Origin of the sequence: Butyricicoccus sp. AM27-36 (genome assembly GCF_003480945.1) — a bacterium.
In the GTDB taxonomy this organism is placed as follows: domain Bacteria; phylum Bacillota; class Clostridia; order Oscillospirales; family Butyricicoccaceae; genus Agathobaculum; species Agathobaculum butyriciproducens.
This window is the reverse complement of record NZ_QUJR01000011.1, coordinates 24132-39804: the sequence shown is the minus strand read 5'-3', so window position 1 is coordinate 39804 and position 15673 is coordinate 24132. Positions and strand designations below refer to the sequence as shown.

The window sequence follows — 15673 nt, the reverse complement described above, 5'->3', positions numbered from 1 at the left end:
CGTCAATGCTCCTCCGGATGCCGCTTTCCGCAACAGTCGGAAAGGAGGGACTGTTATGACCGAACTGATGCTGAAGCTTGCCGCGTTCCTTGCGATGGTGATCGACCATGCGGCGGCGTGCCGTCTGGACAGGGTGTTTTTTCCGGGGTTTAGCAAGGTGTATATGATTTCCAGAGCAATCGGACGCATGGCGTTTCCGATTTATGCCTTCTGTCTGGTCGAAGGATTCCGCCACAGCCATGATCTCCGCCGATACGGCGGGCGTCTGCTGCTGCTCGGGGTCATCTCGCAGCTTCCGTATGCGTTTACGCTCAACCGCTGGTATCTCGAGCCCGCGTTCGGAGAGGTGTTTCCCATTAACCCGAGTCGGGCGTTCCGAAGCTTAAATATTCTGTTTACGCTGTTTATCGGGTTGGTTCTGCTGGTTTTCTTTCGTAAAAAGCCGCTGGCGCGGGTGATTCAGTCCAAAGGGCTTGCGGTGCTCCTGCTCGCCTGCGGCGGCTTCGCGGTCTATACGGCGGAGCCGGAGTTTGACTCGCGCTTCCGCCGGCTGTGCACCGTGCTGCTCCTTGCCTCGGCAATCGCGGTCGCGCTGCTGCACGTTTGGCGAAAGCACCTTGCCCTGCGGGATTGGCTCGCGCGGTTTGCGGTGCTCGTGTTTGTTGTGCTGCTGTTTGAGCGGTATCCGCTTGCGCATCTCCGGTGCAATATCGACTACGGTGTATGGGGAATTTTGCTGATTTTGTGCCTGTCGTATGCCGAGAGCCGATGGAGTCGCGCGCTTGTTGTTTTACTCTGGGGTGCGCTGTTTTATTCCTCGCTCGGTATGCCGGATTGGGGTTCGATCTGCGGCACGGCGGCGGCAGCGCTCCTTCTGCTGCTGTACAACGGCGAGCGCAGCCGGAAACCGCACCCGAAGCTGAACAAAGCCTTTTATGCGGCGTATCCGCTGCACCTCGCGGTGATCTGGGCGATGGTGATTGCAGCGGAAGGTCCGCTGACGCAGCTCAAGCTGTTGAAGTATTATTTGTAAATCGCAAAAAACAGACCGACAGAGTGAATGTCGGTCTGTTTTTTGCAGGCTTTAAGCGGAAATTTTGTATTCTGATTTTGGCTTCGGTTCCTTGCGTGAGTTCCGTCCGCGCCTTATCAGTATGCAAAATTTATTCGCAAATCGCTCTTGTTCAATTATACGGTATTGCTTTTACAATTTACCTTCTCTACATACGCCGGAAACCCGGCTGCAGCCTAATGCGCAACCGGGTTTCCGGATAAACTGTTCATGATTCTTCGTTTCTTGCGGATTCAATATCCTGCAGAAGCTGTTTCTGCGTATCATCGAACAGCAGGCGCTTGTTATGCGCGAAATACGCATCGCACCCGAAGTTCTGGATAAACCACGAGGTAAACCAGTTCGCGGTCAGTTCGGTAGCGAACAGCACCAGCTCCTGCGAGTCCGGAATGGCGGCATCGAGGAAGGCAAATGCGTTTGCCAGTTCGGCATCGGTCTTGTCTGCGGCGGCTGCGCGTGCGTCCACATCGGCGGAGAAAAGCGCCTTCAGACGGTCAAACTGCTGATCCTCGGGTACTTTTTCAAGCATGAGTGTCTGCCGGTAGGCATCCAGATGCTCCACCTCGCGGGAGGAGACATAGAGCGCGTCCTTGTCGGACGAGCCGCCGTTTCGCTTGTCTGCAAGCGCGGCACGCTTTTCATCCGGCAGGGAAGTGATGGCTTTTTCGCCTTCGCGGATGGCGAGCAGGTCGGCATGAAGTGCGTCGGTCAGCGCATCCAGACGGTACGCGTTACGGGCACCGTCTGCCAGCCGGCTCAGCAGCAGACCGAGTACGCCCAGCTTTTCGTCAAACGGCGCGTCTCGCAGTTCGGAAGCGCGAACCGGCTCCCAGGTGCCGGAAAGCAGCTCATCCACGCGGTAAACCTGCTTGTATTTGTCATAAAGCTGCAGATAATTCGCAAAATCACTTGCCACCTGCGGCAGCTGCAAATACTGCTCCACAACCTGACGATCAACCGGAATACCCAGCGACTCGTACACCTGCATCAGCTCAGATAAATCCTCCCAGCCGCGTGCGGTGACAAACTGCAGTCCGTCGGCGGTGGCCTCTACGCGGTAAAAATGCTCGCGCCGGATCTCGAGGTAGGACAGAATCGCGCCGTGGATGCCGCGTCGGTACGCGTACTCCTTCCACACACCAAAATCCTCTTCGATGTCGATTTTTTTGACGCGGTCGAGTGTTACCACGTCAAATTCCCGCACGGATTTGTTGTATTCCGGCGGATTTCCGGCTGCTACGACCACCCATCCGGCAGGCAGCTGCTGGTTGCCAAAGGTCTTGCACTGCAGAAACTGCAGCATCATCGGCGTGAGTGTCTCGGAAATGCAGTTGATCTCATCGAGGAACAGAATGCCCTCTTTTACGCCCGTGCGTTCCATTTCGCGGTACACCGAAGCGATAATCTCGCTCATTGTGTAGGCGGTGACGGTGCGTTCCTCGCCGCCGAGCATTACCTTGTCGATGAACGGCAGACCGAGCGCGGACTGGCGCGTGTGGTGCGTCAGCGTGTAGGAGACAAGACCGACGCCGGTCTCCTCGGCGATCTGCTGCATGATCTGCGTTTTGCCGATGCCCGGAGGTCCCATCAGCAGGATTGGCCGCTGCCGAATCGGCGGAATGCGGTACGCGCCGAATTCATCGGTCGTGAGATACGCCTTGAGCGCATTTTTGATTTCGTTTTTTGCTCGTTTGATGTTCATAACTGCGCCTCGTTAGTCAAATTGATCCAGAAAATTATGTTTGCCGTTCGCATCGCGCCAGCCGAGCAGCTTGGCGGTATCGACGTTCTTGACCGCGTTGAAGATATTCGCCTCAATCTGCGGGTTGTTTGCCGCAAGAGACGCGATCAGCTGCTTGATTTCCGCGCGCTTGGTGTCGCTTTCCAGCTTTTTCGCCGGACAGTCGCACGGCAGGAAGGTCAGACTGCAATATTCCGCCCAGTCGAGGACACTCTGCTCGCGCGTGAAATACAGCGGACGGATCAGCTCCATGCCCTCGTAATTCTTGGCCTTGACGCGCGGCAGCATGGCCTGCACCTGACCGCCGTAGATCAGTCCCATCAGCACGGTGCCGATGGCATCATCGTAGTGATGACCAAGCGCGATTTTATTGCAGCCGCGCTTGCGTGCTTCGGTGTACAGATAGCCGCGCCGCATTTTTGCGCACAGAAAGCAGGGGTGCTCGGCAGAGTGTACCCCTGCCACGCGCAGTACATCGGTATCGAAAATTTCAAGCGGAATGTCCATCCGTTTCGCGTTTTCCTCGAGGTGCCTGCGGCCCTCCGGCGCATAGCCCGGGTCCATTGCAAGGAACACGAGATCAAAATCCACTGTATGCTGTAAATCCTGCAGCAGCAGTGCCAGCAGCATGGAATCCTTGCCGCCGGAGATGCAGACCGCGACTTTATCGCCCGGTTTTACCAGTTCATATGTCTTTACCGCGTCTACGAACGGCTTGCGCAGTGTACGCACAAATTCGCTTTGCAGCGTTCTTTTTATCTCTTTTGCAGTCATTTTGCGCCCTTCTTATGCTGAAAATGATAGGTGATACGGGCAAGAATGCTGTCCGGCGCGAAATGCCGCGCCAGTGTCATGGCCTTCATGGCTGCACCCGGAACGACAACCGCCTTGCCCGCAAACAGGCCGTCAACAGCTTCGCGCGCCACACGCTCTGCCGACAGACCGGAGAGCGAAAACCGCACGCCTGCGACTTTGTTGAACTCGGTGTCCACCGGTCCCGGACAGAGGGCGCACACACGCACCGGAGAGCCGGCGCGGCGCAGCTCCTCGCGCAAGGCTTCGGTCAGGCGCAGAACATAGTTTTTGGTGGCGTAATAGGTCGCCATCAGCGGTCCCGGCAAAAATCCCGCCGAGGACGATACGTTGAGAATATAGCCGCGTCCGCGCTGCACAAAATCCCGCACAGCCAGCTTGGTGAGAATGTGCACGGCACGCACATTGGTGTCGATCATGCGCAGCTCCTCATCCAGATCGGCGGTGACAAACTCGCCGAACAGACCGAACCCCGCGTTGTTGATCACGACCTCCAGTTCCTCGCTCTGTACCGCCTCGTACAGCAGGCGGCATTCCTGCTCGTCCGACACGTCCGCCGCGATGACGCGGCACGGTACCGGCAGCTCTGCCGCCAGTTCGCGCAGGCGTTCCTCTCTGCGGGCGCACAGGATCAGCTCGTAGCCGCGTGCCGCCAGCAGGCGCGCCATTTCGCGTCCCAGTCCAGAGGACGCACCCGTGATGAGTGCTTTCATGCAAATTCCCTCCAAATCACTGTGATAACTTATTATATAGTACCATGCGGACTTGTCCGCGTCAATTCATGTTGTTCGTCACATTCTGTACAAATTTGCGGATGGTGATGGGTTTACTTGGTTTTGGCTTTTCAATAAGATTTGAGAATGGTATAATAACAATGAAATAGTGCATTGATTTTTCGCCAGAAGCCGAAGATTGGAGGGGCGAACATGAAAAATAAAGAAGCAGACACCGAATTGGAATCCAGACTGTTGGAAATTCTGGTGCACCCATGCCGCATTGAGGACATCCGGCGCGAGCTGCCGAATGCAGGCAAAAACAATCTCAAAAACGCGCTGGACGCGCTCATTGCGGACGGCAGGGTGATGAAAAATAAGAAAAATCGCTTTGCGGTCTCCGCGCACTACGGCTGTGCGGCCGGAACCTATCTGGCTACCGAGCGGGCATTCGCGTTTGTCGCGCCGGATTATCCGGAGGGCGAAGCCAAGCCGGATGATCTGTTCATCCCGCCGAATGCGTCCGGCGGTGCGTGGCACGGCGACCGCGTGCTCGTCAAGGTGAGTGAGCGCAAGAACAACCGCGGCCGCAAGGAAGCAACCGTTATTCGCGTGCTGGGACGCGCCGGCAAGGAGCTGACCGGCGAACTCGTGCAGCGCGGCAAGGCATTTTTTGTGCAGCCGACCTCGAAAAAGTATCCGGAGATCGCGGTGGACAAGCATGACCTCGGCGAAGCCGCCGTCGGTGACTGCGTGGCTGTTTCAATCTCGCACTACGGCGATGAGCAGTTTATGCCGCAGGGCGTTGTTCGCGTGGATTTGGGTGAAAGCGGTACAATGGAGGCCGCTATCGCGGCTGTTCTGCACGAAAACGGTGTGTACGATGTATTCCCGAACGAGGTGCTCGAGCAGGCGCTCGCCATTCCGCAGGAGGTCGATATGGGCACTGCCGGCAAGCGGCTTGACCTGCGCGACAAGCTGATCTTTACCATCGACGGCGATGACGCGAAGGACTTTGACGACGCGGTTTCGCTCGAAAAGCTGGAAAACGGACACTATCTGCTCGGCGTACACATCGCGGACGTGAGCCATTACGTCACGCCGGATTCGCCGCTTGACGCCGAGGCGTTCCGCCGCGGCACGTCGGTTTATTTCCCGGGACACGTTGTGCCGATGCTGCCGTTCGCGCTGTCCAACGGCATCTGCTCGCTCAACCCGAAGGTGGACCGTCTGGCGTTCTCCGCGCTGATGGAGGTCGATAAGGACGGCCGCCGGTATGGTGCGAAATTTGCCAAGTCGGTCATCTGCTCCAAGGCCCGCATGACCTACAACAAGGTCAACAAAATCCTCGCGGGTGACAAGGGGCTGCGCGAGGAATACGCCTTTCTGGTCGAGACTGCCGAGACGATGAACAATCTGGCGCACGCGCTGTACAAGCGCCGCATTGAGCGCGGCGCACTCGAGCTGGACATTCCGGAGGCGGAAATCCGCGTGGACGAGAACGGCAAGCCGGTTGAAATCCGGTTCCGTGAGCGCGGCGAGAGTGAAAAGCTGATTGAGGAATTCATGCTGCAGGCCAACGAAGCGGTTGCCGAGTATATGTGCAAGCGCGAGCTGCCGACCGTCTACCGTGTGCACGAGAATCCCGATCCGGACAAGCTGCGCGTGTTTGCGTCGTTTGCGCGTCCGTTCGGCTACCGCATCGACCCGTCTAAGCCGGAGGATACGGCGCAGTTCCAGACCGTGCTGCGCGGCGCAAAGAACGACCCGAAGCAGCGCGTGCTGCCGACGCTTCTGCTGCGCTCGCTGGCGCGTGCTCGCTACGCGGATGAGTGCATCGGCCATTACGGCCTGAAGGCGAAGTTCTACCTGCACTTTACCTCGCCAATCCGCCGTTATCCCGATCTGGTGGCGCACCGCATGCTGCAGAAGGCGCTGCTCGGTGAAGAATTTACCGCGGCAGACGAAACAATGTGCGAGGAAGCCGCAGACCAGTCCACCAATCGTGAGCAGGCTGCCGACAACTGCGAACGCGACATCGACAAGCTGTATATCGCGTCCTACATGCAGCAGTTTATCGGTGAGGAATTTGACGCGGAGGTTTCCGGCGTGCAGTCGTTCGGCGTGTTCGTTGCGCTGGAAAACGGCTGTGAGGGTCTGATTCGTGCAGAGCTGATGACCGGCGACTTCTACCAGTACGACGAGGAGCACATGGCGATGGTCGGCCGCCACACCGGCAAGCGGTTTACGATCGGCACGCCGATGCGTGTTAAGCTGCTTGCTGCAAGCGACACCACCGGTCAGATCGACTTTGCGCCGGCAGACGGCTCGCTTCCGGTTTCGGAAAAGCTGGATCGTCCGCGCCGTGAGGACACCGACCGTGCTCCGAGAGGCAATCGCGCGGAGCGCCGCCGTCACAGCGGTAAGGGGCGCGGCGGTAAGCCCGGAAAGGGCAAAAAACCGCCCACGCGCAAGAGAAGATAAGGCAATACCGCATAATTGAACAAGAGTGATTTGCAAGCAAATTTTGCGTTCTGCTTAGGCGCGGTTTTGCGGTAATACTTTGTGTATTGCCGTGAAATCGCAACGACAGCAGAGCACAAAATTTCCGCAAAGCACCGCAGCTTTAATTGTGTGGTGTTGCCGCTATAAAGGAGAGAATCTTTTATGTCCAATAAAGTAACCGTTGCTGCGATTCAGATGACCTATGGTCTGGAAGAAGCCTGTGAGAAGGTTCGCGAAGCGGCATCTCAGGGTGCGCAGATCATTTTGCTGCCCGAACTGTTTGAAAACTGGTATTTCTGCCAGGAAAAAAGCTATGAAAATTACCATTTAGCGACAACGCTCGAGGAAAATCCGGCGGTTCGCGAGATGCAGACCATTGCCCGTGATTTCAAGGTCGTCATTCCGGTCAGCTACTACGAGCGGGTCGGTGAGACCACGTTCAACACGGTGGCTGTCATTGACGCGGACGGCACGATCATGGGTCAGTACCGCAAGACCCACATTCCGGATGACCATTTCTATCAGGAAAAGTTCTATTTTACGCCCGGAAATACTGGATTCAAGGTCTGGGATACGGCTTATGCGAAAATCGGCGTCGGTATCTGCTGGGATCAGTGGTTCCCGGAGTCCGCGCGCTGCATGGCGCTGCAGGGCGCCGAGCTGCTGTTCTATCCGACGGCTATCGGCTCCGAGCCGATTCTCGACTGCGATTCCATGCCGCACTGGCGGCGCTGCATGCAGGGTCACGCGGCAGCGAACATTATGCCGCTGATCGCGGCAAACCGCATCGGCACCGAGACCGTCAAGCCGACCGAGGATAACCAGCACCAGTCGTCCTCGCTGACGTTTTACGGCTCGTCCTTCATCGCGGATGAAACCGGCGCGCTTGTCGAGCAGGCTGACCGTGAAAACGCAGGCGTGCTGACGCATACGTTCGATCTGGATGAAATCCGTGAGATGCGCCGTTCGTGGGGTGTCTACCGCGACCGGAGACCGGAAATGTATGGTGCAATGCGCGGCTACGGTTTATAAAATGGAAAATTCCATTCACAAAAAACGCAGACTGAGAATATTCTCAGTCTGCGTTTTCTATATCATAGATATTATTTTGCGAGTTCCGCCAGAAATTCATCCATGTTGGTGTCTTCCGTCATGGTGATGCGGTGCATGCTGTACAGCGTCTGCGGCAGACCCTGCACGACCGCATTCACGCCCGGCTGGGTGGTGAATGTCAGCTCGATGCCCTGGATGCGCAGCGCATCCATCGTCAGCGTGCCGTATGCGCCTTCCGGATAGGACAGCGCGTTGACCTTCTCACCGGTGATCGGCTCGATGGCCTGCTGGCTCTGCTGGATGTCAGCCCTGACAGCGGCCTCATAGTCCGCATCGCTTTCGCCGGGAAGCTGCGCGAGTGTTTCCCGAACACGGTCGTTTCCGTCCTCGAACGGCGGCCACTGGTGCATGTCATAGGTGTGGCTCTGGATGGAAATCAGGCCGGAATCCACCATTTCCTGCATCTCAGCCGCGCCGAAGTGCGGTGTCATGACGTGGTCGGTATCCTTGTAGGTGTCCTTGCCGATGGAAACGCCGATGGCGAAAATGGTCGCCTTCATGTTGTATTCCTTGAGAACAGGGAATGCATCCGCGTAGTTGCTCAGATAGCCGTCATCAAACGTGAGGACGATGGGTTTCTCGGGCAGCGGTGTACCATTGTAGACGTAATCGCGCAGCTGCTCGAGCGAAATCGCGTTGAAGCCGGCATCGGAAAGCGCCTGAATCTGTTTGCGGAACGCCTCCGGCGAAATGGTAGCCGAGCCGCTGACCTTCTCGGTCAACTGGTGCCACGTCAGCACCGGAACCTTAACGGCGGTATCGTTGTCCGTGCGCGGTGCAGGACGCTGCGTGAAATAGTCATGCGGCGTGTCAGGGGTCACATAAGTGCCGAAATCCGACGGAATTGCGGTGATAGCAGGCGTAAAGTCGGGATACTCCTTCTCGGCAATGCGGGTTGCCATCATCTCGCCAATGTTGTTGCGGAAGTGCGTGCTGTCGTAGAAGAAGCGTGGCTCGCTGCTGACAGACGAGGACGAAAAATCCCAGTAATCGGTCACTTTGGCAAGAGATTCGTAGAAATTCGTGATATCCTCGTCGTAAAAGTTCTTGTAATAGTCGGTGTACACCGGAGCGGTCAGCACAATGAGATTAACGCCGTTTTCCTCGCAAACCTTGCGGATTGCGGCCACCGACTGCATGCAGGCTTCGGTCTTGTACAGGTGCAGCGGATCGTGGTTGGGATAATTGGTGAATACCGGATAGGCGTTCAGATAATCCGCGGTAGAGCCGATCGGCTCTACATCACGCACGCGCTTGTCATACGCACCGGTCTGCTCGTCGAATACGTCGAACGACTGCGGCATGAGCGTGTCCTTGCTCTTATTCACCAGCTTCTGATAGCCGTACCGCGGATCTGCGAGGAGAAACCGCGAGTAATACGACAGCGCGGACATATCCGGGTCGGTTTTGTAGTGCAGGCTGTGGGTCAGCTTGTTGGACTCATCATCGTAGGTCAGGCCATTGTCCAGATACACATTCAGCACCAGATTTTTGACCGTGTAGTTGTCGATCAGGTAGTTTGCAATCTTTTCGCAGTCCTTCATATCCGCGCCGTACATGATCATGTTGTAGAATCTGGCGTTCAGCATCTCGTTAAACGACTCGGTCGGCAGCGAGCTGGTGGACGAGCAGCCGAGAAAATACGAGTCGTACTCGTCATGGTGCTGCTCGAGATAGGAGATCTTCGCCGCACGCGGATTGTTGGTCTCGTCATACGAAAACCACTGCATAAACCGGTCACCGAATGCGCCGAACGGGTCAGTGACGTAGTTGAATCCGGCCAGCAGAACGGCCAGAATCAGCGCGATAACGGGCAGAGAAAGCACCCATTTTTTTGCGTTCATGCTCTGCCTCCTTAAAATTGCTTGTAGATGAACTCGGACGAGATGTATCCGGCACGGAAAATGCCGAACAGCAGCAGGACCACGAGCGAAACGGTCAGCACGGTCAGCTGCACGAGCGCCGGGCGCTCGTTGAGCCATGCCTGCACATCCGTGCCGCGTTCCTCAAAGAACTCCACACCGTGGACGATGAGAATGCCGACAAAAATGATGATAAAGTCGGAAACACCCAGTCCAAGCGTCGGCACAACCGACGAAAACTCACTGAAATGCGGGTGCAGCACGGTTGTGCCGAGCAGCGCGAATACAGTCTTGAGACGCGGTGCGCGGGTGAAATAACGGCCGATAAACACCAGTCCGAACGTGCGGACGGTCATAAAAATACGCCAGCCGGTGGATTTATCGTTGATGTGCAGCTTTTCCTTCCACGAAAGGAAGCGGCGTTCCATCAGCAGGGAAGCGGTAATGAGGATACCGTTCCACAGGCCGAACGCAATGAAGCGGAAGTTGGCGCCGTGCCAGATGCCGATGATCAAATACACGATAAACGTAGCGGTCGAGGTGGCACAGATCTTGCCCATCATGCCCTTGAAATGCTTGCGCGCCCACTTGCCGAGCTTGCCGAACGGCTTGGAAAACGCCAGAGGATAGAACACATAGTCGCGCATCCACGCGCCGAGTGTGATGTGCCAGCGGCGCCAGTAGTCGGTGAGCGAGGTGGAAAACAGCGGTCGGCGGAAGTTGATGGTCATATCAATGCCGAACATGCGCGCGACGCCGCGTGTGATGTCGATGCCGCCGGAAAAATCGCAGTACAGCTGAATGCAGTAAAACAGAATACCGAGCGCAATGACAGCACCGCCGTACGGACAGTTCTCCATGATGACGTTGTTTACCAGAACAGCCGCGCGGTCAGCGATGACGATTTTTTTGAAGTACCCCCAGAGCGCCAGCTGAATGCCGATCTGCAGGTCATCCCAGCACAGCTTGCGCTCTGCGGTAAGCTGCGGCGCCAGCTGATCGAAACGGCTGATCGGTCCCTGCACCATCTGCGGGAAGAACGATACGAACAGACCGTAGCGCAGCGGATTGCGCTCGGGCGCATATTTGCCGCGGTACACGTCAATAACGTAGCTCATGGACTGGAAAATGAAAAACGACAGACCGAGCGGCACGACAAAATCCCATCGGGGAATGTGATTGCCGAGCGCGGACGGCAGCAGCTCGAGCGTGAAATTCCAGTATTTCATCGCGTAGAGCAAGCCAAAACAGCAGACCGCACAAATTACCGCGATCTGCCTCTTTTTGTGCTGTATTTGGGCCTTTTGCGCCTTGTCGGCAGGCTTGATGGCGTTATAGCGCCCGAGAATGAGTCCGGTTACCCAGGTCATTCCGGCCACCAGAACCACCCACGCAAACGCCTTGACCGAGCCGGCCATGTAAAACGCCGCACTCGCCAGCAGCAGGATGCACCACTGTGCCTTTTTCGGTACAATATAGTAGAGCAGCACGCTCGCAATGGTAAGTACGATAAACGAAGCGGAAGTAAAAGCCATTAGTCCTGCGCGTTCTCGATCAGTTCAACGATGGCGTCAACCGAGTTGAAGTTCTCCGGCGTCAGGTCGTTGACACCCAGCTGAACGTCAAACTCCTCCATCAGCTCGGAAATAACGGCTACGATGTCGAGGGAATCGATGATGCCGTCGTCGATGATGGCAGTTTCGTTCTCAAAGTCGTTGCCCGGGCAGATCTCATTCAGAATTTCGATAATTTTTTCTCTCATGGTCGATTTCTCCTTTAATTATATTGCAGCACGGCGGAAGTCCATCCGTCGGGCCGATAGCCGTGTTGTTCGTAAAAATGCTCGGCCGGAGCATTGCCGGTCCGCGCCCATACCTGACTTTTTACGCCGTCTGTCACACGCAGGTAGGCGGTGAGCAGTTCGCCTGCCAGTCCGCGTCCGCGGCAGTCCGCACGCACGGCAAGGTGCCGAATCTCGGTCGAGGCGCGGGAAACCGCAAAATGCAGCACACCGGAAACACCCTGTTCGTCCCGGGTGATAACGGTTTGACCGTTTGCGAGGTTTTCGCGTAAATCGCTCTCGGTCGGCAGACAGCCGGTGAGAGCGGAGAAGTGCTCGCTTAAAAAGCGGGAAATATCCTCGAAATCCTCCGGATTTGCAGGAACTGCGGTTGTTTCCACCGGAAATGCTTCCGGTTTGCGGGTGCGCCGTGTGCGGCGAAGCACCTCACGAAAACCGAGAGCGCAGAACTGCTCGGCGGCATTGGCCATCGCCTCCGCGTCCTTGGCGCGGCAGGACAGCTCGGTCACAACCGGCCTGTCCGTCTCCGGCAGGGAAAGCACCGCGTTCGGGTGCAGATAAAACGTCATCACAAGGTGGTCGCCGCGTTCGCGGAACAGCAGCAGTGCGCCGCCTGTCTCGTGGATGTACAGTCCGTTTGCGATTTCGCGCGTGTAGTCATCACCGCGCAGAAAGTTATTGGTGAGGACACCGCGCTTGAGCTGTGCGTTCAGCAGATCGGAAATCTGTGCGAAATTCTCAATCTTCCGCATGGATAAATTGCTCCTTCAGCTTGACACGGTCGATCTTGCCGTTGGCGTTCATCGGCAGTGCGTCCAGCTTTTCGTAGATGTTGGGCAGCATATACTTGGGCACCAGCCTGCGCATGGCACGCGCGAGTGCCGCGGCGTCCGGTTCGCCCTCGTAGATGCAGACAATGCGGTCGCGGCTGCGGTCGAACAGGCAGGCTGCGGCGGCGATGCCGTCCACGCTGTGCAGCGCGGTCTCGATTTCGCCAAGCTCGATGCGGTAGCCCATGTGCTTGATCTGGCCGTCCTGCCGCGACAGGAAATACAGCAGACCGTCGTCCTTCTTGACGGCGATATCGCCCGTGCGGTACAGAATATCGCGGAAATACGGGTTTGTCGGGTTCTGGATGAAGCATTCGTTCGTCTTTTCCCAGTTGCCGAAGTAGCCGCTGGCCAGTCCGCTGCCGCGCACGCAGATCTCACCGGCCTCGCCGTCCGGAACGGGATTGCCATCCTTGTCGAGCAGCATAATCTGCATGTTGCGGCAGGCTTTGCCGATCGGAATGGCTTCATCGTCGCGGTAGTCGCGGGTGAGATGGAATGCGGCACAGTCCACGGTGGTCTCGGTCGGTCCGTACATGTTGACAACCGCAAGACCCGGAATCGCGGCCTTCCACGCGTTCACATAGCGCGCCTGCAGCGCTTCACCGCCGAGAGCGGCTTTGCGCAGCGTGGGCGGCGCGCACTTGCTCAGTGCACCCGAGCTTGCTACAAAGTGGAACGCGCTGGTCGCCCAGTTGATGGCGGTCACGCCGACACGCTCCATCTCCTTGAGCAGCAGCATCGGGAAGGTAAACAGCTTTTTCGAGAAAATATGGCAGGTTGCACCGAGCGAAAGGGTCTGGTACAGATCCTTGCACGAAAGATCAAAGTAAAACGGCGCCTGATTGCCGAAAATATCATGCTCGGTGTAGCCGCAGAACTCGCTCATCCAGTCGGTGAAGTCGATGACCGCACGGTGCGGAATGACGATTCCCTTCGGCGCACCGGTCGAACCCGAGGTGAACAGCAGGTAAACCGGGTCAATATCCAGTACGCTCTCACGGATGGACTGCAGCAGGTTTGCGTCAGCCGGTGCTGCAAAGCCCTCGTCCATCGAGATGAGCGGCGCACAGTTGGCGAGCGGCTCGGCCTGCTTACGGTTGCCCTCAGCGTAGACGATAGCGGCGGGATGAACCTGCTCGAAAATACGGCGGATACGCGCTTCCGGCATGTGGTCATCGATCGGAACGTAGCAGCCGCCCGCATACAGCACACCCTGCATCGCGGCAACGCTTTCGGCCGTGCGGCCGATCAAAACCGCGACCGGCTTGTGCAGCGTATCGACGGTTTTGGCAAGGTGGGTGCCCAGACCCTGTGCGGCCTTCAGCAGCTCGCCGAAGGTGAACACGCGGTTCTCATCGCAGAACGCAGGCTTGTCCGCGTGCATTCGGGCAGAGGATTCCAAATATTCGAGTACATTTTTTCTCATAGACATACTTCCTCATTATGATAGTCTATTTTATCATAGAGGGCGGAAAAAGTAAACGGAAAACGGCGGTCACGTCGGAGAATCCATCCAGTGTGCGGTTTCATCCATAATATCGTGCAGAATAAAAATATCGTGCAAGGTATCGCCGGTTTCCATTGAGTGGTTGGCATTTTCGGTCAGATAGAGCGGAATGCCGATCTTCCGGCAGCCGTTTATGATCATCTCGGTGTCCGCCCACGGATCGGCGGTGCCGTGAAAGGCGATGCCGGTCGGGTCGAGATAGGGCAGCGCCTGTTCAATCGGCGTGTAGTATACCTGCCGCGGATGAATGTTGCGCTGAACAGCATACCGGGCGGCAATCGCAGTGCCGATGCTCTTCGAGAGGAAGAAAACGCGGTCGTAAGCGGTCCAGTCGATGGCGGTAAGCTGTTCCTCTGCGGCAGAAAGCGCAGTCTGCACAGCCTGTTCGATTTTTTCGGCGTGCCCCCGCAAACCGGTCGGCAGAGCCGGATACTGCACCGCGAGCAGGTCGCAGCCGCGTGCGCGTGCAAGTTTGGCGCTGTAATACAGCAGCGGTTTGTCGATATGGTAGCCGATGCCGGGGAACAGCACGGCAAGCTGGTTGCTCATAGGTAAGGCTCCTTTGGGGAAAATGCAGGATTACTCCGCCAGCTCCCGCACGGCGGCAATTGCGGTATCGACCTCATTTTTCGTGTTAAAATACGAAAAGCTGAAGCGAACCGCGCCCTGCTGCACGGTGCCGAGTGCCTCGTGCATGCGCGGCGCACAGTGTGCACCGGCGCGTGTGGCGATGTCATAATCGGCAAACAGCGCGTCCGCGACCTCGGCGGAGTCATAGTCGCGGATGTTAAGCGCGACAACAGCAGCGCGTTCCGACCGGGAGAAATCACCGTAGACGGTCACGCCGTCAAGGTCCTTCACACCGTCGTAAAACCGCCGCATGAGTGCGCGTTCGTGTGCTCTGATGGCCTGCACGGTCTGTTTTTCGATAAATTTCAGCGCGGCATGCAGTCCGGCGATGCCGTGCGTATTGAGCGTGCCCGCCTCGAGCCGTGCAGGATACGCCTGCGGCTGTTCGCGGTCGTAGGAGTGAATGCCGGTGCCGCCGCGGAGCAGCGGCCGAAGCTCTATGCCCGGCCGGATGCACAGGCCGCCGGTTCCCTGCGGACCCATCAGGCCCTTGTGGCCGGTGAAGCAGAGCACGTCAATGTTCATGCGCTGCATGTCGATCGGTACCGCACCTGCCGTCTGCGATGCATCGACAACCAGAAGGGCACCGTGTGCGTGCGCCATTGCACCGATTTTGGCGATATCGAGCAGGTTTCCGGTCAGATTGGATGCATGTGTGCAGACAACGGCCTTGGTTTTCGGTCGAAAGAGCGTTTCCATATCCTCATAGCGGATATTGCCCTGGCGGTCCGCCGGTACAAAATCCACCGATACGCCGCGCGTCTGCAGATCATACAGCGGACGGAGCACGGAATTATGCTCCAGATCAGTCGAAATGACGTGATCGCCGGACGAAAACAGACCGTAGAGTGCAATATTCAGCGCCTCGGTGGAGTTCGCGGTGAATACAACATGGTCCGCACGCGGACAGCCGAACAGCTTCGCCAGCTTGCTCCGCGTTTCGAACACCATGCGTGACGCGGAAAGCGACACGCCGTGTGCGCCGCGCGATGCATTTCCTGCGGTAAGAATGGCGTTTTTGACCGCCTCTGCGACTTCAGGCGGCTTGTGCAGCGTGGTCGCTGCGTTATCCAGATAAATCAT

The 15673-nt window shown here is 57.2% G+C and carries 13 protein-coding genes; 3 read left to right on the top strand and 10 right to left on the bottom strand.

Features of this window, described 5'->3' with window-relative positions; all coding sequences use genetic code 11:
• Nucleotides 1-55 precede the first annotated feature (55 nt).
• The gene (locus DW724_RS13430; protein WP_118761819.1) at nucleotides 56-1033 is read left to right on the top strand and encodes a TraX family protein; all 978 of its coding nucleotides are present in this window, start codon (nucleotides 56-58) and stop codon (nucleotides 1031-1033) included.
• Between the two features lie 247 nt (nucleotides 1034-1280).
• On the opposite strand, the gene DW724_RS13425 is transcribed toward DW724_RS13430, so the two are convergent.
• From DW724_RS13425 to DW724_RS13415, 3 genes are read right to left on the bottom strand one after another with little or no spacing between them, the layout of a single operon-like run.
• Nucleotides 1281-2774 carry an AAA family ATPase gene (locus tag DW724_RS13425; protein WP_118761818.1) on the bottom strand — a complete coding sequence of 498 codons (1494 nt, stop codon included), beginning with the start codon at nucleotides 2772-2774 and terminating at the stop codon, nucleotides 1281-1283.
• Between the two features lie 12 nt (nucleotides 2775-2786).
• Complete coding sequence (locus tag DW724_RS13420) at nucleotides 2787-3587, bottom strand: tRNA lysidine(34) synthetase (protein WP_118761817.1); 801 nt, start codon at nucleotides 3585-3587, stop codon at nucleotides 2787-2789.
• The gene (locus tag DW724_RS13415; protein WP_117751914.1) at nucleotides 3584-4339 is read right to left on the bottom strand and encodes an SDR family NAD(P)-dependent oxidoreductase; all 756 of its coding nucleotides are present in this window, start codon (nucleotides 4337-4339) and stop codon (nucleotides 3584-3586) included. The genes DW724_RS13420 and DW724_RS13415 overlap by 4 nt, the downstream gene beginning before the upstream one ends.
• Before the next feature lie 213 nt (nucleotides 4340-4552).
• Here DW724_RS13415 and rnr point away from each other — a divergent pair, with 213 nt between their 5' ends.
• Both rnr and aguB read left to right on the top strand, forming a co-directional pair.
• Nucleotides 4553-6823, top strand: coding sequence for a ribonuclease R (gene rnr / locus DW724_RS13410; protein ID WP_118481019.1), 2271 nt, complete (start codon nucleotides 4553-4555; stop codon nucleotides 6821-6823).
• Nucleotides 6824-7006: 183 nt separating this feature from the next.
• Complete coding sequence (gene aguB, locus DW724_RS13405) at nucleotides 7007-7876, top strand: N-carbamoylputrescine amidase (RefSeq protein ID WP_110435811.1); 870 nt, start codon at nucleotides 7007-7009, stop codon at nucleotides 7874-7876.
• Nucleotides 7877-7947: 71 nt separating this feature from the next.
• On the opposite strand, the gene DW724_RS13400 is transcribed toward aguB, so the two are convergent.
• From DW724_RS13400 to DW724_RS13370, 7 genes are all read right to left on the bottom strand, one after another.
• Nucleotides 7948-9801, bottom strand: coding sequence for a polysaccharide deacetylase family protein (locus tag DW724_RS13400; protein ID WP_158580363.1), 1854 nt, complete (start codon nucleotides 9799-9801; stop codon nucleotides 7948-7950).
• Nucleotides 9802-9812: 11 nt separating this feature from the next.
• Nucleotides 9813-11354 (bottom strand): MBOAT family O-acyltransferase, encoded by a 1542-nt coding sequence (locus DW724_RS13395; RefSeq protein ID WP_118761853.1) that lies wholly within the window; start codon nucleotides 11352-11354, stop codon nucleotides 9813-9815.
• On the bottom strand, nucleotides 11354-11581 hold the full coding sequence (locus DW724_RS13390) for an acyl carrier protein (RefSeq protein WP_110435814.1): 228 nt from the start codon (nucleotides 11579-11581) through the stop codon (nucleotides 11354-11356). The genes DW724_RS13395 and DW724_RS13390 overlap by 1 nt, the downstream gene beginning before the upstream one ends.
• Nucleotides 11582-11595: 14 nt before the next feature.
• Entirely contained in the window at nucleotides 11596-12372 is a 777-nt protein-coding gene (locus DW724_RS13385) for a GNAT family N-acetyltransferase (protein WP_117751911.1), read from the bottom strand.
• Nucleotides 12359-13879 carry an amino acid adenylation domain-containing protein gene (locus DW724_RS13380; protein ID WP_158580361.1) on the bottom strand — a complete coding sequence of 507 codons (1521 nt, stop codon included), beginning with the start codon at nucleotides 13877-13879 and terminating at the stop codon, nucleotides 12359-12361. Before DW724_RS13380 ends, DW724_RS13385 begins: the two co-directional genes overlap by 14 nt.
• Nucleotides 13880-13948: 69 nt before the next feature.
• A complete protein-coding gene (locus tag DW724_RS13375; RefSeq protein ID WP_118761814.1) occupies nucleotides 13949-14509 on the bottom strand; it encodes an alpha/beta hydrolase in 561 nt (186 codons plus the stop codon).
• Between the two features lie 30 nt (nucleotides 14510-14539).
• Nucleotides 14540-15673: an aminotransferase class V-fold PLP-dependent enzyme gene (locus DW724_RS13370; protein ID WP_118761813.1), complete on the bottom strand. Its 1134-nt coding sequence runs from the start codon at nucleotides 15671-15673 to the stop codon at nucleotides 14540-14542.